General features: G+C 48.2%; 9 protein-coding genes. 2 read left to right on the top strand and 7 right to left on the bottom strand.

Annotated features, from left to right (window positions below; all coding sequences use genetic code 11):
• Window positions 1-77: 77 nt before the first annotated feature.
• Entirely contained in the window at window positions 78-1,127 is a 1,050-nt protein-coding gene (argC, locus tag NLX82_RS15905) for an N-acetyl-gamma-glutamyl-phosphate reductase (RefSeq protein ID WP_069290524.1), read from the bottom strand.
• Between the two features lie 390 nt (window positions 1,128-1,517).
• Between argC and NLX82_RS15900 the strand changes: the two genes are divergently transcribed.
• On the top strand, window positions 1,518-2,438 hold the full coding sequence (locus NLX82_RS15900) for an SMP-30/gluconolactonase/LRE family protein (RefSeq protein ID WP_254348534.1): 921 nt from the start codon (window positions 1,518-1,520) through the stop codon (window positions 2,436-2,438).
• Window positions 2,439-2,532: 94 nt separating this feature from the next.
• On the opposite strand, the gene NLX82_RS15895 is transcribed toward NLX82_RS15900, so the two are convergent.
• The 4 genes from NLX82_RS15895 to hpf all read right to left on the bottom strand — a co-directional run bounded on the left by NLX82_RS15895 (window position 2,533) and on the right by hpf (window position 8,522).
• Window positions 2,533-3,432, bottom strand: a complete 900-nt coding sequence (locus tag NLX82_RS15895; protein WP_023990638.1) for a YitT family protein — start codon at window positions 3,430-3,432, stop codon at window positions 2,533-2,535.
• A gap of 96 nt (window positions 3,433-3,528) precedes the next feature.
• Window positions 3,529-4,642, bottom strand: a protein-coding gene (gene prfB / locus NLX82_RS15890) for a peptide chain release factor 2 (protein ID WP_103744773.1) whose coding sequence is annotated in 2 segments (ribosomal slippage) — window positions 3,529-4,569 and window positions 4,571-4,642 — 1,113 coding nt in all. Because the reading frame shifts where the segments join, the coding sequence is not laid out codon by codon here.
• A 456-nt stretch (window positions 4,643-5,098) separates the two neighbouring features.
• Window positions 5,099-7,549, bottom strand: a complete 2,451-nt coding sequence (secA, locus tag NLX82_RS15885; protein ID WP_053326226.1) for a preprotein translocase subunit SecA — start codon at window positions 7,547-7,549, stop codon at window positions 5,099-5,101.
• A gap of 412 nt (window positions 7,550-7,961) precedes the next feature.
• Window positions 7,962-8,522, bottom strand: a complete 561-nt coding sequence (gene hpf, locus NLX82_RS15880; RefSeq protein WP_023990642.1) for a ribosome hibernation-promoting factor, HPF/YfiA family — start codon at window positions 8,520-8,522, stop codon at window positions 7,962-7,964.
• A 433-nt stretch (window positions 8,523-8,955) separates the two neighbouring features.
• On the opposite strand from hpf, the gene NLX82_RS15875 reads away from it, so the two are divergent.
• Entirely contained in the window at window positions 8,956-20,031 is an 11,076-nt protein-coding gene (locus NLX82_RS15875) for a DUF7507 domain-containing protein (protein ID WP_254348533.1), read from the top strand.
• A gap of 159 nt (window positions 20,032-20,190) precedes the next feature.
• Here NLX82_RS15875 and NLX82_RS15870 read toward each other — a convergent pair whose 3' ends face one another.
• Together NLX82_RS15870 and NLX82_RS15865 are read right to left on the bottom strand one after the other, a co-directional pair.
• Window positions 20,191-20,388, bottom strand: a complete 198-nt coding sequence (locus NLX82_RS15870) for a cold shock domain-containing protein (protein WP_013312263.1) — start codon at window positions 20,386-20,388, stop codon at window positions 20,191-20,193.
• Between the two features lie 259 nt (window positions 20,389-20,647).
• A complete protein-coding gene (locus NLX82_RS15865) occupies window positions 20,648-21,214 on the bottom strand; it encodes a hypothetical protein (protein ID WP_226887712.1) in 567 nt (188 codons plus the stop codon).
• Window position 21,215 lies beyond the last annotated feature (1 nt).

The following is a 21,215-nucleotide window of genomic DNA, read 5'->3' as shown; positions in this document are numbered from 1 at the left end:
TTCGATGAATGGCAGCTGCCTGTATTCGAAATTCCGCTCGCTGACGTTTCCTGTATCTTGTTGCGGTTACTTGCTACTTACGGATATACCGGTATGAAGCCCAGCCCGAGGTTCTCCTCCCATCCCATCATCAAATTTAAATTCTGAATCGCCTGTCCAGCTGCACCCTTCACAACATTATCAATGACAGAAATAATCGTAAGACGCCCGGTTCGGGCATCTGCTGCAAAACCGATGTCGCAGTAATTCGAACCCAATACTTCCTTCGTTGCTGGCCATATACCTTCGCCACGTACACGGACAAAAGGATGCCCTTTATAATAATCCCGGTATAACCCGATAAGATCCTGATCTGTATGGTCACCCTTCAGCGTGACATAAATTGTACTCATAATTCCTCGGGTCATGGGAACAAGTTGTGTCGTAAACGTAATCGTAACGTCCTCGCCCGCAATATCACCTAGTACCTGTTCGATCTCAGGGATGTGCTGGTGCTTATTCACCTTATAAGCCTTGAAATTCTCGTTCATTTCCGCATAATGCGAAACAAGACTTGTTCCCCTACCCGAGCCGGATACACCGGATTTGGCATCCACAATCAGCGACCGATGGTCAATCCAATCCGCTTTCAGCGCAGGAATAATCCCCAGCAATGTTGCGGTCGGATAACAGCCTGGATTTGAAATAAAAGAAACGCCCGCCAGCTTTTCTGCATACACCTCACTGAGTCCGTATACCGCTTGCTTGAGATACTCGGGTGAAGCCGCAGGCTTTTTATACCATGCTTCATACGTTTCCCCGCTTCGAAGCCTGAAGTCCCCGGAAAGGTCAATGACTTTCAGTCCGGCATCAAGAAGCTGCGGCACTAACTTGGTACTAACGCCCGATGGCGTAGCAGTGAAAACCAGATCGGCCTTGGCAGCAATTTCGTGGACTTCGACACCGTCCAAATCCTGCACCACAATGTCCGTTAGATGTGGAAACCCGTCACTGATTGGGACACCCGCGCTGGACGAAGAAATAACAGATACAATCTCTACTTGCGGATGATGAACCAAAAAACGAATCAGCTCCACCCCGCCATACCCGGTGGAACCGACAATTGCCACTTTTAACTTGCTGCTCACAGACCTTCCTCCATTCCGTTCTTATGAAATATGTATTATTATACGACTCTATTCATATAAATACAACACCTCATGTCATGTTATTCCTCCAAATTTAAAATATGCGCTCTTGTCTATTCTTTTGACGGACAAGCTGTACGAGCTATAATAAAGGAAATAAAAAATAGACAGAGAGTCTCTTGAATACAGTCTGCCGTTTTGCATAAAGAAAAGGGGGGGATATTCCCTTTAAATTATCTCATATATTGGTATTCATCTCGATTGGCCGTTTGCTGCACTTTATGAACTTGTTGAACATGAAGGGAGTCACATGGGCTGCATCTAGTGAATCTGCGCAGAGGAGCCGCTGAAGCGGATAATTGGGGTCGAAAATAAACTTAAACGTTAGGGGTGCTACACATCGAAACATATACAGCGAATATCGTTATAGATGCAAAGGCAAAGTTAGGCGAGGGTCCCAGCTGGGATCAGCGGTTTCAGCGTTTATTTTGGGTCGATATTGAAGGTTTTCAATTGCATATCTATGATCCTTCTACGTGCACAGATCGTACAATAGAGGTTGGTGAACATATTGGTGCAGTTGTACCTTATCTCAAAAATAAAGTGATCGTAGCGCTGATTAGCGGTCTATATTGTTTGGATATTGAGACAGGGGCCAAAGTATTGATCCATGATCCTGAGGAAGGTAAACTAGGTAATCGTTTTAATGATGGAAAATGCGATCCTACAGGACGTTTTTTAGCAGGAACAATGAGCCTAAATGGCGAACACGCGCAAGGAGCATTGTATAGTCTGAGCACAAAAGGCAATGTCTCCTTACTGGTTGATAAAGCTTCCATATCTAATGGATTAGCCTGGAGCGCAGATCATCGTACAATGTATTACATTGATACTCCAACATTGGAGGTCGTCTCCTTCGATTACGATGTGGCACAAGGCACGATTAGGAATAAGCAACTGGTGGCTAGATTGGATGAAAGTGAAGGGTATCCAGATGGCATGACAATCGATGCTGAGGGCATGTTGTGGGTCGCGCGATGGGGTGGTAAACGTGTCTCCCGTATCCATCCTGCTCATGGAGAAGTGATTGCTGAGGTGTCACTCCCCGTCAATTGTGTGACTTCGTGTGCTTTTGGCGGTGAACATCTGGATGAGTTATATATTACGACTGCTCAAGATAATGATAGTGCCAATCAACCATTAGCAGGCGGTCTATTTATGGTCAAAACAGGGGTAAGAGGAACGCTAACCTCGTATTTCAATCAAGGACAACCGGCAAATTGGCTTGAACGATTAGTAAAAAGAATCTAGTAAAGCTATTCTAAAAGAGAGAGGAGCCTACTACATTAGTGGGCTCTCCTGCATTGATTCAGTTAAGAGCAAGTCTCAGACAGGCCCCTTTGTTTTAGCTTTCCTTCTTAAACCCTTCACCCAATACCTCACGAGTATTACTAATAATCACAAAAGCTTCCGGGTCTACCAAGCGGACGAGCGTCTTGAGGCGAGTTACCTCGTTTTGTCCGACTACAACCATAAGAACAGGACGTTCTTCGTTCGTGTAACCGCCCCGCCCTGCCAGCTCTGTCAATCCTCGGTCCAAATCCTGCAAAATAGCCTGCGTGATCGTTTCTTTCTGATTGGATATGATGTAAGCTACTTTGGAGTAGCTCAGTCCCATTTCCACAGCATCAATGACCTTACCAGTTACAAACAAGCCAATCAACGCATACAGCGCACGTTCCGGCGAGAGGGCGAAACCAGCCAGTGTAATCACCGTGCCATCCATCAACATGACACAGAGAGAAAGACTAAAGCCCGTATACTTTTGAATAATCTGCGCCAAAATAGCCAGTCCACCCGTCGAGCCCCTGCCCCGAAATACAGTCCCCAAACCCAACCCTACTCCGATTCCACCATATAGCGAAGCCAGCAACGGATTTGTTGTCGGAACTGCCCAGTCCTTCGTGACATAAACGAATAGCGGCAGCATAATACTTCCCAGTAAAGAACGCAAACCGTATTTTTTCCCTAACAGCAGGACCCCTGCTATAAATAACGGAATATTCATTCCCCACTGCGTATAGGCTGGTTCCAGGCCAAACAGGTCCTCACCCAAGATAGACAAGCCCGATACACCCCCGGATGCAATCCGGTTTGGAAGCAAGAACATGTTAAAGGTCAGCGCTGTAATGAAAGAGCCGAGTATAATCAGCAAAATGTCGGTCACGTTGCGTGCGGGTCCGCTGGCGGCAATCAGAGGCTTGCGGCGTCTTCGGCGGGCAGCGGGGGGATTCAATTGAGACATCATTCGTGTTCTCCTTTAGTTAAAAATACCGTTACACAAAAATTCCTACAGTCCGCAGGCACATGGTCTGCAGACTGTAGGAAAACGTACAGGCTATTATTCTGCGTCCAGCTTAATTTGGCTGCGCAGGTAACCATCGATGAACGGATCGAGATCGCCATCCATGACAGCTCCTACGTTGCCAGTTTCCACGCTAGTACGATGATCCTTAACCATGCTGTATGGATGGAACACGTAGGAGCGAATTTGACTTCCCCATGCAATATCGGACTGTTCTCCACGGATTTCGTCCAATTGCTGACGCTGCTCTTCGATCTTACGCTCGTAGAGCTTGGAACGGAGCATCGTCATTGCCTGCTCACGGTTCTTGATCTGGGAGCGCTCATTTTGACAGGTCACGACAATACCGGAAGGTAAATGCGTAATCCGAACGGCTGAGTCGGTCGTATTAATATGCTGACCACCTGCACCGCTGGCCCGGTACGTATCAATTTTAAGATCCTCTGTGCGGATCTCAACGTCCACATCATCCGCAATTTCCGGTACGACATCGCAGGATACGAACGACGTATGCCGACGACCCGAGGAATCGAATGGAGAAATGCGAACGAGACGATGCACGCCTTTTTCTGCTTTGAGGTAGCCGTAAGCATTATAGCCCTTGATCAGCAGCGTTACACTTTTGATCCCTGCTTCATCACCCGCAAGGTAATCCAGCGTTTCCACCTTAAAACCGCGTTTTTCTGCCCAGCGCGTATACATCCGTAGCAGCATTTGACCCCAGTCCTGCGACTCGGTTCCACCTGCCCCCGGATGCAACTCCAAAATGGCATTAAGCTTGTCATATGGCTGATTCAAAAGCAATTGGAGTTCAAACTCTTGAAGCTTGCTCAGCAAAGATCTGATACTATTTTCAATTTCTCCAGCCAGTGTTTCGTCGCCTTCCTCATCAGCTAGCTCAGCCATCATCCCCGCATCCTCATATTCCTGACGGAGCTGTTCATAGCTGTCTACAGAAGACTTAACCGCGTTCATTTCCGCGATCACGGCTTGAGCTTTATCGTTATCATCCCAAAAATCAGGCGCAGCCATCTTTTCCTCAAAGTTTGAGATCATTTCCTGTTTGAGATCTAAGTCAAAGAGACCCCCTAAGGTTTGTTAGTTTCTTGCCTATTTCTCTTAAATCATGTTTTACATTTGGATCTATCATGATGACATTCTCCTTTTAATATAGGGTTAGGGGGAGTAAAAGCGTTGTGAGTTACGGCTGGTGGGTAGGCGCTGCGCGAATGATTTGATCTTACGATCGCTGGCGCTTCTCCAGATTCAAATCCTCCGCTTCGCTGCCGACCGCCGTAAACGCCGTAAAGTCAAACTGCTTTTTAAATAATCGGCTCTGGTATGTGAGCCGAGTCAAGAGCTGAATTAACTGACAAACAAGCAGAGACCAGCTTGCTTGTCATAATTGTTTAAAAAGAATTGAGATCAAGCTAGCCATTCATCAATATTCAAACTGATCCTCCAACAGAGACCTATAAGTTGAACACATCAGTCTCACCCCTGTATGGCACAAAATGGCCGACGGTCAGTGGTTGAACTGCCGCCTGCCATTATATGCACTGCAGGGAATAGTGTATCTCAAGATCTCTCCCTTAATTTCAATCCGTTATTTTCTACGCGGACGCGAAGGAGCGGATTTCTTTTTAGGAGCCGCAGGTTCACCACTCGTCGAAATTTTGTCTTCGTCGATGACAGCCTGACGCTCTTGATTGGATTCAATTTGTGCTTTCATGATGTATGTCGCTACTTCCTCTTGGATGCTAGCAATCATAGCATGGAACATTTCGAAGCCTTCAAATTGATATTCGCGCAGCGGATCGGTACCGCCGTAAGCACGCAAGTGAATACCTTGACGCAATTGATCCATAGCATCAATATGGTCCATCCATTTGCTATCGACTGCACGCAATACGATAACCTTCTCGAACTCGCGTACCATATCTTCGCCAATCATTTCTTCACGGCTGTGGTATCTGTTGGTAACTTTTTCGAAGATCATATCCACGATCTCCTCTTTTTCCTTGCCCCACAGGTCGTCACGCGTAAGTGCATTTTCCTCAAGCAGGTTGTTGTTCACATACTCTGCTACTTCTTCAAGTTCCCAGTTTTCAGGAATGTCATCGCCGCAATGAGCTTCCACTACGCGCTCAATGACAGGCTTGATCATGTCGAACACAATTTCCTTGATGTTCTCTGATTCCAGCACCTCACGGCGTTGTTTGTAAATAATAGCACGCTGCTGGTTCATTACATCATCATACTGGAGAACAACTTTACGCTGATCAAAGTTGTTGCCTTCGACACGTTTTTGAGCTGATTCGATAGCACGTGTAATCATACGGCTCTCGATAGGTTGGTCTTCCTCGAAGCCCAAACGCTCCATCATACTCAGCACGTTGTCCGCACCAAAACGCTTCATTAACTCATCGCCCAGCGATAAGTAAAACTGTGTGGAGCCCGGATCACCCTGACGTCCTGCACGTCCGCGAAGCTGATTATCAATACGACGGGATTCATGACGTTCTGTACCGATGATGTGCAAACCACCGAGTTCTGATACGCCTTCGCCCAGTACGATGTCAGTACCGCGTCCAGCCATGTTGGTAGCGATGGTAACTGCGCCAGCTTCACCTGCACGGGAAATAATCTCAGCTTCCTCAGCATGATACTTGGCGTTAAGTACTTTGTGACGAACGCCTTTGCGTTTCAGCATTTCAGAAAGAAGCTCCGAGTTTTCAATAGAAACCGTACCTACCAATATCGGCTGGTTCTTTTTGTTGCGCTCCAGGATTTCATCCACCACTGCATGGAATTTGCCTTTTACGCTCTTGTATACAACGTCAGGCATATCTACACGCTGGTTAGGCCGATTCGTTGGAATTTGGAGTACTTCCAGACCATATATTTTTTTGAATTCTTCTTCTTCTGTTTTCGCTGTACCCGTCATCCCCGCCAATTTGCGGTACATACGGAAATAGTTTTGGAATGTAATCGTCGCTAGCGTCATGCTTTCATTTTGTACAATGATGTTTTCCTTCGCTTCAATGGCTTGATGCAGACCATCACTGTAACGGCGTCCAGCCATCAGACGACCTGTAAACTCATCGACAATCAGGACCTCACCGTCAGCTACGACATAGTCCACATCCAAACGCATAATGGCATTAGCCTTCAATGCCTGTACAATGTGGTGATTGATTGTAACACTTTCCTGATCGTACAAGTTTTCAAGACCAAAGAAATTCTCGGCCTTGGATACGCCGTTTTCGGTCAAAGCAACCGACTTCACCTTAATATCCAGAGTGTAATCTTCTTCAACACTCAGGCTCTTCACAAAACGGTCAGCCGCGAAATACAGCTCTGTCGATTTCTGAGCTTGTCCTGAAATAATCAATGGCGTACGGGCTTCATCGACGAGAATAGAATCGACTTCATCAATGATACAGAAGTACAACGGACGTTGTACCATCTGCTCTTTGTAAAGCACCATATTATCACGCAGATAATCGAACCCGAACTCGTTGTTTGTACCGTACGTGATGTCACAAGCATAGGCTGCCTGCTTGGCGGCATGATCCATATTGGCCAAATTCAGCCCTACGGACATTCCCAGGAAGTTATAAATCTGTCCCATTTCTCCGCTGTCACGTTGCGCCAAATAGTCATTGACCGTAACCACGTGCACGCCTTTGCCCAACAGAGCATTCAAATAAACCGGCAGTGTTCCTACCAGTGTTTTACCTTCACCGGTTTTCATCTCGGCAATTTTACCTTCATGCAGCGCAATACCGCCGAGCATCTGTACGTCATAATGACGTTTACCCAGCACCCGCTTGGACGCTTCGCGAACCGTTGCAAAAGCTTCCGGCAAAATTTCTTCAGCCGTAGTCCCTTGTTCGACCCGAGCTTTAAATTCTGCCGTCTTCGCTTGCAACTCCTCATCCGAGAGCTTTTCGAAATCCGGCTCTATCTTATTGATCAGTTCAACCGTCTTCATTAAACGCTTGACGTCACGTTCATTGGTATCTCCGAAGATTTTCTTAACAATTCCTAGCATGGTTTACCCCTTTCGCGCAAAACAATTAATAGAATCAATTTCACAATAAGAAAGGGTCCATGATGAAATTGATTCCCGATATGTTTGACAGGCCCGGCTGTACCAGCCCATCGTGCGATGTTCTTTGCATAAATTGTAACAGTTTGTAGGACATGCCGCAACACAAGCAGTCTCCAGATTTGCATCCGGTTAAAGATACCAAAACAATTGACGCACGAAATACACAACTTAGTTACGCTTATCCAAGTTAAAATTTCCTTACATTTACAAAAAAACATATAAAAGAGCCCTATCCCGCCAGGTTCGCAAGGATAAGGCTCGTGTTGTTTTCATTTTCCTAATATCCATGAAGCATGCTTCAATCGAAATCGTTCTATTCATTTTAAAATGTGAAAAGTTCCTACTTCATAGGCTATTCCCGTTCGATCAGACCGTATTTACCATCATTGCGCTTGTAAACTACGTTAACTTCTTCGTTGTCAATATTGGAAAACACAAAGAAATTATGTCCAACCATGTTCATTTGAAGAATAGCTTCTTCCACATCCATAGGTTTCAATAAGAAACGCTTGGTGCGGACGACTTCCAGCTCATCCAGTTCTACATCCTCATCTTCAGCAACAGCCACGCCACCTGCCGGATCTTCCACAAAAAGGGTTTTCAAACTGCCTTCCTGACGGAATTTACGGTTTAGCTTGGTTTTGTGCTTGCGAATTTGCCGTTCAAGCTTGTCTACCACGGCATCAATGGATGAATACATGTCATCGCTCTCGTCTTCGGCACGGAGTACAAGCCCCGGCAAAGGAATGGTTACTTCTACAGTGTGCAAATCTCTGGTTGTGCTTAACGTTACACTTCCATCAGACGTCGGGGGTGCATCGAAATACTTTTCAAGTCTGCTGAATTTCTTATCAACGTAGTCCTTCAAAGCGTCGGTAACCTCGATCTGTTGACCTCGTACTGTTAAGTTCATAGGGCACGCCTCCTTTGCTCCTTCAGTATAGCACATATGTTAACGCCAAGTAAAAAAAGAGACCAGCATTTCGAAGCTATTTTACAAAATTCTTCTTTTTTCGCTAAAACGCTTCCGATAACGTCATTCTTTGAAAACAGGTATGTTTAAAATTGACTTGCATACATATGTGAATAATGAGTGCATATATAAATATTGCCCCGCTGACGTCATGACAAACAACTATTTTGGGCTTCATGCTAAGCTATTTTATCGAAAAGGGGGTGACCTTTTCCCGCTGGATTAGGTACATGGGCTTGTGCGATATGCAAGGCCTGGTTATAACGCAGGCAATTTATACGAAAGGATTATTACACCCAGCCTAGCTGGCTCTTCCTATACGAAAATCCTAAGATAACGGATTTGGAAGAGATGGAAAGTAGGAAGCTAATCCATGGCTTTTATTCAGCGTTACGTAACGAACCAGACGGGGGCTGTCACCTTTATAGGGAATACACTTGGGCTGGCACGCTCTAATTCGGTAGGAGTGCCGGGAACAGCGACCAGCATTGGCGCGTTCATCACAACTAATACAGCCTCTCGCTTCGGTACGTATCCATTTGGCACGACTTCTACCTTTACCAGTAACTCATCGACAGCATTCCTTGTGCTCCCTGCGGGCAGTACGGTGCTGTATGCTGAGCTTATTTGGGGAGGAAGTTATGCCAACGGCAGTACCAATGTATTGTCCAGCACCAGCAACCCTGTCACATTTCAGACACCTGCTTTATCTACTACGGTCAGTCCTGAATCTGCAACATCAGTCAACGTCACCAGTCTCAGTACCTATGTGAGAACAGCGAATGTCACAAATCTGGTCATTCAAGGTGGCGCTGGTGCGTATACGGTCGGAAATGTGACGGGCACCATCACGGTTCCCGATTCCACCAACACCAACCATGCCGGCTGGACGCTGGCTGTGGTGTACAATAACCCGTCTCTGCCCTTCCGCAACCTGTCGCTACGTGTTGGTGGTGAAGGGGTCAGTACCGCTACAGGCTCGGTCAATGTAGTGGTGAGCGGCTTTGCCACACCTGTGCAGGGGACTTTGCGTGGTAGGGCGCTGATTAGCGCCCAAGAGGGTGACGTGGACATTACGGGTGACCGTGCGTTGTTTGGACCTACCACATCGAGTTTGACTGCGCTGTCTGGGCCTAATAATTTTTCGACTAATTTTTTCGCTTCCCAAATTAACGGAGACGACGGTACATTGGTCACGACGGGGACCTTCGGTACAACTAATGCCGTGAATGGAGCACCTGGAACGCAGGTCACGGGTGGACGGCAAGGTTGGGACATTACCAATGTCGATATTTCCTCCACGCTGCTCAATAGCCAAACCACAGGTGTCCTCCAGCTGACAACAAATGGTGACATTTACACTGTAAATGCCAATGCCATTCAAATTGATATCAATGCTCCACTGGTGACCCTGACCAAAACTGCCAGCTCTACAGGCTTGGTTATTGGCGATACAGTGACCTATACAGTTAACATTTCGAATACGGGGCTCGTCAGTGCTTCCAACACAGTACTTACCGATACCATACCAGCTGGGGCTACCTTCGTACCCGGCAGTGTTGTTGTCGCGGGCACAGCCCAGCCAACAGCCAATCCCGCTACAGGTATCACAGTGGGCAGTGTAGCTCCTGCTTCCACGGTGACCATTACATTCCGTGCAACCGTCACTTCATTGCCAGCAAACACCCAGCTGGGCAATCAAGCATCGGCATCCTTTTCCTTCCAAACCGTGCCTGGAGGACCTGTCATTTCTGGCAACGTTCCGTCCAACACTGCCAGTACACCAATCTACCAACCTGTTATTGGAATTGTTAAAAGTGCCAATACAACGGCTGCTACAGTTGGAGATACGATTACGTACACGTTTCAGATATCCAACACGGGCAGCATTGCTGCAAATCTCAGCTTTTCGGAGAGCATTCCCGCCGGATCATCCTTCATACCGGGCAGTGTGACCATTGGTGGTTCTTCCGTGCCTGCTGCCAATCCCGCTACTGGTTTTTCAGTAGGAACGATTAATACAGGTGCTACTATACCCGTGACCTTCCAGGCCCTCGTCAACGCGGTTCCCGCCTCTGGTAATTTGACCGATCAGGCGGCTTACACGTATACCTTCACACCGCCTGACGGACGTATATTGAACGGAAGCGGGCCGTCCAACACGCTCACCATTCCCGTATCCTCACCAAATGTGACCGTGACAAAAGCCTCTTCCCTGGCGGCAGCCGCAGTCGGAGAGACTGTTCAATTTACCATAACCGCCACAAACAACGGAATCGCCAATGTGACCAATGTAGTCGTTACCGATCCGCTGCCAAGCGGAGTTGCCTTTGTACCTGGTAGCGTCACCGTGAACGGAACTGCTTCTGCGACTGCTACACCTGTGAACGGTATTCCGATCGGCACTTTAGCTCCAGGCGCATCGGTTACGGTTGTATTTCGGGCAGCCATTAATTCTCTGCCTTCTCCTGCACAGATCAACAATCGTGCAACTGTCAGCTTCACTTCCGGGGCCTTTACCGGATCATCATTGTCCAATCTTGTAACCATACCTGTCGTTATTGCAGCGCCGACGATTACCAAAAGCGCCAGCTCCAACCGTGCCAGCGTTGGCGGGACGATTACTTATTCATTTCTCATCGCTAATACCGGAACAGCCGTATTAAACACGACCTTGACGGAAACTGTACCGACAGGCTCCACCTTTATTCCCGGAAGCGTCATTGTCGGCGGGTCCTCAGTGCCAGGCGCCAATCCTAATACGGGAATTTCAGTAGGCACCGTAAACCCTGGTGCACAAATTACAGTCTCATTCCGGACGACAGTGGATTCGCTACCACCCGGGGGTGGATTAAACGATCAGGGCCTGCTCCAATATTCATATCAGTTGCAAGACGGAAGAACCCTGTCAGGCTCGCTTCTCTCCAATATTGTTTCCGTATCGATTTCTCTTCCCAACGTAGCAGTAACCAAGTCTGCGGGATTCACATCCGTTAGTGTTGGCGAAACGCTGACCTACAGCGTGAACGCCGTTAATAACGGAATTGACCCCATCACAAACACCGTAATTACCGATCCACTCCCCGGCAGCGTGTCATTTGTACCTGGAAGCGTAACCGTCGGTGGTTCACCTGTGAGCACAGCCGACCCAAGAAGTGGCATTCCAGTCGGCACCATTGGCGCAGGCGCATCCGTGCAGGTGTCCTATGCTGTGCTGGTCAATGCCGTTCCATCCGTGCAGCCGCTGCAAAACACAGCCAGTGTCAGCTTCACCAGTGGTGCTTTTACCGGAACATCCCAGACAAATACCGTCTCTGTGCCGGTTTATCAGCCTCGCATCAGTGTGGCCAAATCTGCAAATACAACAGCAGCAACGATAGGCGACACGATTCTGTACACATTGCTGGTCACGAACAGCGGCAACTATAATGCTTCTGTAACGCTGACAGATGCTATTCCTGCCGGGTCCACATTTATGGAGAACAGCGTGGTAATCAATGGCGTTAGTCAGCCCGGAGCCAGTCCAGCAGCAGGTATTTTCATCGGAACCGTGTCGCCGCAAAGCCCTATCACACTGACATTCCAAACTATAGTGGCTACCCTTCCAACACCATCCCAACTGACAGACCAGGCCACCGCCGCCATTTCCTTTACCTTGCCCGATGGGCGAGTGCGAACAGATAGCACACCGTCCAACGTGTTATCCATTCCCGTGTCTGCGCCGAATGTGTCCATTTTGAAGACTGCAGACCGTTTCACCGCCATTCCGGGTGATTCGGTGTTATACACCCTGACCGTACTCAACAACGGAATCCAGACCGTGGGCAATGTGGTCGTTTCCGATCCTATCCCGGCCGGCTCTCAATTCACTGCCGGTAGCGTAACGCTGAATGGCTCCACAATAGCCAGTGGAGATCCGTCTTTAGGTATCGTAATTGGGAGCATTGCCGCTGGAGGGGGAGCTACAATCACTTTCAGGGTAACGGTATCCTCTCCATTACCAAGTCCGCCGCAGCTCACCAATCAATCGCGTGCCAGCTACACCAGCGGTGCTTTTTCAGGCGTATCAGTATCTAACCCAGTGACAGTGGCTTTGAACGCTCCGGTATTAAGCGTAAGCAAAACCGCAGAACCTATATCAGCCACAGTCGGGAACATCGTAACGTACTCTGTGGCAGTAACCAACAGCGGTAATATTGCAGCTGCTGCCACATTGACAGACAATATCCCCGCAGGCTCAGCACTGGTACCGAACAGTGTGGTCGTCAACGGTGTTCCTGTTCCCGGTGCCAGTCCCGAAGCAGGTCTGTCTATTGGCTCCATTGCACCTGGAGCCGTGACTCAAACAACTTTTCAGGTGGTGATTACTTCCGTGCCTTTACCTCCCCAACTCACCGACCAGGCGAATATCAGCTTTTCCTTTCAACCGCCGGATGGCCGGATTGTTAACGGCAATGTTTCGTCCAATATTGTCACAATTCCTGTATCGTCACCCAATGTACAGGTAAGCAAAAGCGCCTCGGTAGCTGATGCCGTTCCTGGGGATACGATAACCTATACCATTACAGCTACCAATAGCGGAGTCCAAACCGTGACGGATGTTCGGGTAAACGATACGATCCCGTCGGGCTCCACTTTTATTCCTGGCTCGGTTATCGTAAATGGAACGACATTGCCGTCAGCCAGCCCCTTAACGGGGATTCCAATCGGTTCCATCGCTGCTGGTGCGTCAACAACCGTCACCTTTTCCGTATCTGTCAACAGCCTGCCTGACCCACCTCAGCTGAGTGATCAGGCTACAGTTTCTTTTACCAGCGGTACACTGAATTTCACATCACTCTCCAACACTGTTGTCATCCCTGTTTACCAGCCTATTGTCAGTCTTGTTAAAACTGCAAATACGAGTCAAGCAACGGTAGGCGACACCGTAGTCTATACACTCACTGCTCAAAATACAGGTAATCTAGCAGCGACCGCCACATTCACCGATGCTATTCCATCTGGTTCCTCCTTTATACCGAATAGCGTCACCGTGAACGGTCTGCCTGTTGCTGGAGCCAATCCCCAATCAGGGGTATTGGTCGGAAACATTGCAGCGGGGGCTTCTGTCGCCCTTACCTTTCAAGTGGTCATTAACGCTGTCCCTGCTGGCCTGGGTCTGTTAAATCAAGGTTCGGCCACATTCACCTTCCAGCCACCTGACGGTCGCACATTAAATGGAAGCGCACAATCGAATCCGGTGTTCATTCCCGTATCCAATCCGAATGTCACCGTGACCAAAACGGTCAATCAGACCTCTGTAGCCTTCGGCGATACCATTACGTATACCATTAACGCAGTAAATAGCGGTATTACACCCGTAACGGGAACTGTCTTTATCGACCCGATTGCTGATGGCACTACTTTTATACCTAACTCCGTACAAGTCAATGGTGTCACTATACCGGGAGCCAACATCGCCACAGGCGTATCCGTAGGCACTATCCCTACTGCCAGCTCAGTAACGGTCACCTTCCAGGCAACGGTAACATCCTTGCCAGCGTCAGGTTTGTCAACGGATCAGGCAACGGTCTCCTTTAATTCCGGGGCTTTCGCAGGTCAATCCGCCTCGAATCAGGTCAGCCTGCCTGTATTTCAGCCAATCTTGAATGTGACCAATACCCTCAGTGCAGATCGTGCAACCGTAGGGAATACACTTGGCTTTTTCATCACTGTAACCAATACCGGCAACGCGCCCGCAGAAACGGTCGTGCTTGATCTGTTGTCCAGCTCGCTTAGTCTGAATCAAAATAGCGTACTGGTCAACGGTTCGCCCATTCCCGGAGCAGACCCGATTACAGGCATTAATATCGGTTCGGTCGCCCCAGGTGCGACGGTAACCGTCTCGTTTAGCGCCGTGGTCATATCAGTACCACCTGGCTCCATACTAACCAACCAGGCCACTGTGAGCTACACGTTCCAATTGCCCGATGGACGAACGCTGAGCGGAAGCGGAGCGGCCCTGCCTGTATCCATTCCGATCTCGTCACCGAATGTAACAGTCACGAAGGCAGCTGATGTGGCTGTCGCTGTCGTGGGTGATTCTGTCCCCTATGTCATAACTGCGTTCAATAACGGACTCGATCCTGTTACTAGCGTAATCGTCACGGATACCATTCCTTTTGGAACCGCCTTTGTCCCGGGCAGCGTTACAATTAATGGTACGCCTGTTGTTACAGCCAACCCACAAAACGGTATTCCTGTCGGAACGCTTGGAGCTGGTGGCGGAGCTACCATTCGCTTTTTGCTTAACGTACAATCTCTGCCGTCGCCAGCGTCCATTACCAATGAGGCGACCGTAAGCTTTACTTCAGGTGCATTTAATGGATTTTCGGTATCCAATCCCGTTACCATCCCTGTGTATCAACCGATCGTCACTGTAACTAAAAGCGCGGGAACGGGAAGAGCTACGGTTGGAGATACGGTAACCTATACATTCTCCGTTACAAACTCTGGAAACATCGGTGCAGATACCGTCCTTAGTGATCCCATCCCGGCAGGGGCTGCCTTTATCCCTAATAGTGTAGTGATCAATGGCACCGCCGCACCTGGCTCAGATCCAAGTGTTGGGATTCCATTAGGTATCATAGGTGCAGCTACGACTGTCACTCTGACCTTTCAGGCAGTCATTACCTCACTGCCCGCATCAGGTACATTGGTCAATCAGGCGACCGCAGCTTACAGCTATCAACCTCCAGATGGTCGTGTCCTGACTGGAAGTGCAGTATCTCCGTCCGTGACCGTCTCGGTCTCTTCGCCAGATGTGGACGTTATCAAAACAGCATCCGCTACAGATGCCGTAGTCGGAGATACCATTACGTATACTGTGATTGCTACGAATAACGGAATCAGTCAAGTCGTCAATGCCGTTGTATCTGATCAGCTGCCGCCCGGCACCAGCTTTGTTCCGGGTAGCGTAACCGTAAATGGAACTTCTGTACCTGCTGCGTCACCAAGCTCCGGTATCCCTGTAGGCACCATTGCAGTAGGTGGTTCGGCAGCAGTTACATTCCAGGTCTCCGTCGTTAGTCTGCCGCAGCCGCCGCAAATAACCAATCAAGCGACCGTTAGCTTTACTTCAGGCGCGTTGACCACGTCTTCGCAATCCGATCCGGTTACCTTGCCTGTTTATCAGCCGATCATCGGCCTGACCAAAACCGTCAATACCGTCAACACACAGATCGGATCAACATTGGTCTATACCCTGACGCTAACTAATACCGGAAATATTGCCGTTATACCTGTGCTGTCAGATAACATCCCCGCAGGTTCTGAACTACTGCCTAACAGCGTAGTCGTTAACGGCATCCTTGTCCCGGGAGCTTCGCCAGTTACAGGCATAACGCTCGGATCACTGGCCCCTTCAGGCAGTATTACAGTGAGTTTCCAAACCATCGTCTCGTCTCTGCCAACTCCGCCTATATTGACCGACCAAGGGCAAGCGGACTTTACCTACTCACCACCTGACGGTAGAGTACTGAGCGGTTCTGTCACATCGAATACAGTCAACGTTGCTGTGTCTGCACCTAATATTCAGGTGATTAAAACATCCAGCCTGGCAGCCGCTGTAGTCGGAGATACGATCAGATATACACTGAGCATCACGAATAGTGGCGTGGATTCAGTCACAGATACTGTTGTAATCGATACAATTCCTGCAGGTACCTCCTTCGTTCCGGGCAGTGTCCTAATCGACGGAGTAGCCTTCCCTAATGCCTCTCCGGTTGCTGGAATTGCCATCGGAAACGTCGCACCTGGAAATACATTCGTTGTCAGTTTCCAGACAACTGTCCAGTCTTTGCCGCAGCCACCACTGCTCACAGATATTGCAGCCGTCACGTTTACTAGCGGAACGTTCACTGGGACTGCCTTTTCCGATCCACTCATCGTACCTGTGTTCCAACCGTTAATTGCAATTACTAAAGCATCCAGCACTCTTAACGCCTCCGTCGGCGATACACTGACCTACACGATTACAGCCGTGAATAGCGGCAATATTGCAGCAGCGCTTACCATCAGCGATAACATCCCGGCCGGATCGACTTTCCTTGCCAACAGTGTCAGCATAGCTGGCAGTCCGCAACCTGGATTATCCATCGAAACTGGCGTTCCAGTTGGATCCGTGTTGCCAGGCGGAACGGTATCCGTAACGTTCCAAACCATTATCAATACACTGCCTAATCCACAGGTACTGGTCGATCAGGCATCAGGCTCATTCACTTTCCAACCACCAGATGGCAGAACTGTATCCGGATCTGCGGTATCCAATTCAGTTAGTATCTCTGTATCCTCACCAGACGTTAGCATTGTCAAAGGAACGGCGGCTACCGACGCCATTATTGGCGATATCATCACCTACACACTGGCTGTCTCCAACAATGGGATCAGTACAGCCAATAATATAGTGGTTTCAGATATGATTGCGGCGGGAAGCTCCTTTGTAAATGGCAGTGTTACCATAAACGGAACTTCCTTCCCTGATGGAAATCCTGGATTTGGTATTGCCATCGGTACACTCGCTCCAGGAGCTGTTACTACTGTTACGTTCCAGGTTCGAGTCGATTTCTTGCCCACACCGGCACAATTAAACAATCAGGCATCCGTTAGCTTTACTAGCGGGGCATTTACTGGTAGCTCAACATCTAATGTAATAACCATTCCGGTCTTCCAGCCGATCCTGACAGCAGTCAAAACAAGCAATACCAATAATGCCACAGTCGGAGACATCATCACTTACACGATTGTCGTATCCAACACGGGTAACATTGCAGCCTCAACTACTGTAAGTGACAATATTCCGGACGGCTCTGTATTCCTTCCGAACACAGTCTCGATTAACGGCATTGCAGCTCCCGGTGCAAGCCCAGTTTCCGGCATCCCGACTCCAGCCATACCACCAGGACAATCGGCAACCGTCACTTTCCAAGTGCTGGTATCTTCCATCCCTGCAACCGTATTACTGGTCGATCAGGCTGAGGTAGACTATCGCTTTAATGCACCAGATGGGCGAGAGGCAGGCGGTTTCCATTTATCCAACATTGTTGAGGTTGCCGTGTCACCGCTAGACATCACATTAAGTAAAAGCGTAAGCTCACCTTTCGCCACTACTGGCGATACCTTGACGTATGAACTCGTGATCCTCAACGAGGATACGAATACCGTGCAAGATGCCCGTTTGCTGGATACTTTGCCAGAGGACATCGAGTTTATTACAGGTTCAGTTCAGATTAATGGATCTACGGTGGTAGAAAGCGATCCTGGCACTGGCATATCTTTGCCACCGTTAGAAGCGAATACCAAGACTGTCATATCCTTTGATGTCCGTATCACAGCGACAGAACAGCCAGGACCACGTACGAACCAGGCGCGTTTGTTACTCTCAAATGGTGAAGAAGCGAGTGCCGTTTTGTCCAATGCTGTCACCATTGCCTTACTTCAGCCTGTGGTGAAACTGACGAAAATAGCCAGCACGGAGAGCGTACAGCCAGGCCAAAGCATCACCTATTCCATCGTCGCAGAAAATACGGGAAATATCGGTGCGTTTGGCTTGTTAACGGACTCATTGCCATCGGAGCTTTCTTTTGTTCCCGGCTCTGTTTCGGTTAATGGAATCCCTCAATATGGGGTCAGTCCAGGGCAAGGCATTGCCCTAGGTACCATCGCACCAGGAGAAAAAACGACTTCCGTCTTCTCCGCGCTTGTCGTTCGTGCCTCCGAGTCTGGCACACTGGTGAATCAAGCTTCACTGGCTTACTCCTACCAGCTGCCGGACGGACGAAGCACGAATCTGGTAACTGCTTCACCTTCTATCTCGGTTAAAGTAGCCCCTACTGCTAAAGGAGCCTTGTCAGCTGTGCTACGCACAACAGTATCTACTGTCGCATTAGGCGATGCTGTGCCTTATCAGCTGACTCTTGTTAATGATGCAGGCTCAGTCATTACCGATGTAGTGTTAGCCGATTACGTACCGAATGGAACCATCATAAACCCGGACAGCTTGAAAATTAACGGTTCTCCACCTGCTTCTAGCAAGCCAGGTGAACCATTATTTATCGGCAGCTTACAGGCGGGACAGACAATGGATGTATCCTACAGCGTGAACGTTCAGTCTCTGCCTCTCGGAGGACGTCTAAACAATAGCGTACGGCTCCATTATGCTGGCAATGAGGGTGCGAGCGAGGTTACCAGCAACACCGTGACTATAACTGTTTTTGATCCACAGCTTGCCGCAAGTATCTCTACGGAAAATACGGAGGCCATCGCAGGAGAAAGCCTTACTTATACGGTACTGCTCAACAACTTTGGCAACGTAACATCCGAAGTTACACTGCAAAATTTCATTCCTGCCGGGACTCTATTGATTCCTGACAGCATACAGTTGAACGGTCAATCACTGTTGGGAACCGATCCTGCTGTCGGTGTTAGTCTGGGGTCTGTGGAACCTGGACAGTCATTGACACTGACTTATCAAGTGACCGTATCGGAGACGCCTCCATCTGGCTACATCGTAAATCAAGCTGCCTTTGCCTACTCGTTTACGTTACCTGGAGGAAGAATCGTATCAGGGACATTGACTACGAATACCGTTACCATCCCAGTTGTATTCCCACTGCTCGAATTAGTTAAAAAAGTGAATACCACGGATGCCTCTGTAGGAGACATACTCACCTTCACCATTCAGATTACAAACAAAGGAGGAATTCCAGCACAGTATCCGCTGTTCACAGACCCGTTGCCGCATGGACTCATTTATGTACCCAACAGCCTAACTATCCAAGAAAAAGCACAGCCAGGCGCTAATCCCGCCGCAGGTATCACGCTTCCGGATATTGCACCAGGGGAGACGCTCACCCTTACGCTCCAGGCACAAATTCGTGAAGCACCAACAGAGGGAACATTCAGCAACCAAGCCACCATCGAATATACCTCACGTCGTAGTGGAGGAGAGACCATCCAGGAAACAACCCAAACCAACACCGTCGGCGTGACCGTTATTGCAGCCATCCCTAAACTTACACTTAGCTCCAGCGCTTTGCGTGTCGGGCAAGAAGATACCCTGTCCTTCACCGTCCATGTGGAAAACATCGGCAATACTCCGCTGGAAGAACTCTTGCTCACTGCACCATTTGCAGCCGAAGATTTCATTTTGTTGCGAACTGTCACCGTGAATTCTGTGCCGCTTCCGCATCCTAACCTGCTCCAAGGTATTCCGTTAGGTCGGCTTGACCCAGACCACAAAGCCGTTATCGTCTTTTCTTTCGACATCGAATCTGCGCTCCGCGCGTATCTGATCGCCCAGGTCATCCTGCGCTATCAATTCCGCTATCCAGACGGAAGCGTAGAGAAACAATCTGCCTCCTCCAATACCATTTTTGTGGAGATGGCTGACTTTGATGGTTCTCTAGAGTAAATGTTCTATTGTGTCGAGCTCCTTACCACTGGGTAAGGGGCTTTTTTATGTAATTAGAAAACATAAAAAAGCCCTGGAATATTTTCCAGGGCAGTTGCTAGCGCGTTATCCATTGCTAACCATCTTACCAATTATGTAGGTCGGCTATGCCGGGGATGATTATAATTTGGTTACGTTAGCGGCTTGTGGTCCACGTGCGCCTTCGACAATGTCGAACTCCACGTCTTGTCCTTCTTCAAGTGTTTTGAAGCCTTCTGTTTGAATTGCGGAAAAATGTACAAATACGTCGCCGCCGTCAGACGTTTCAATGAAACCATAACCTTTTTCTGCGTTAAACCATTTTACTTTACCTTGCATGCACTAACATTCCCTTCGTCATCAAATGAAGTGAAGCTCTCGCCCACATTTCCGACTATACCACCCAAAGTTATCCATTGTCAATTGGAATTGATAATGTTTTCATTCATAGTTATTCCAATTTTACAAAGCAATCTATTTCTATAGATTGAAATGGTATATTAAGCAAAGAGTTTACTATACAAGTATAGTAAACTCTTTGTGAATGTTTGAAACTCCTAGGAAAAAACACTGAAAATTTTTGTTATTTCTTTTTTACTTAATAATAGTAAACTACCGTTGGCTGGGGCTCAATTCCTTTTGCATAGTAGTAATTCAAGTTACTTACAAAATCAATTACTTTCTTTGTATCCAGATCATACACAAGAATGTCTGGATCTCCAGCCATATCAATAAAATCCAGGCGTCTCGGCGTAGTTCTGCCACTGGTGTCAACAAAAGAGGAACTGTGATACGGTGGATTGCCAGAACTATATGCAGATTCAAAATAGGTAAAAAGCGTATCTGCATTTAGAACAATCAAAACAGCATTATCAGAGCTTGCATAATTTGAAAAGTTGAATTCTCTTGACCATTCCAAATTCGGGTTTGCCACCGTTGTATTGGCAATTTGGGTCCCATTCACCTTAATATCTCCGTTTGGATACTTAATGACCGTATATAACAAATTGTTAGAGTAGGATGTTAGCTTGGCCGCCTTACCATTAATCGGTGTATCCGCTGGCGAGGCCGCATTCATGTGGATACTATAGCTTTCACCTACCGTTCCTGTGGAGGTAACACGAAGTCCCCAGTCCCCTGCTTTTAAGTCTGTAGCAAACTTCAAT

Source organism: Paenibacillus sp. A3M_27_13 (assembly GCF_024213315.1).
GTDB lineage: Bacteria > Bacillota > Bacilli > Paenibacillales > Paenibacillaceae > Paenibacillus > Paenibacillus polymyxa_B.
Note: the sequence above shows the minus strand (reverse complement) of the source record. Positions and strands in the feature narration are given on the sequence as shown.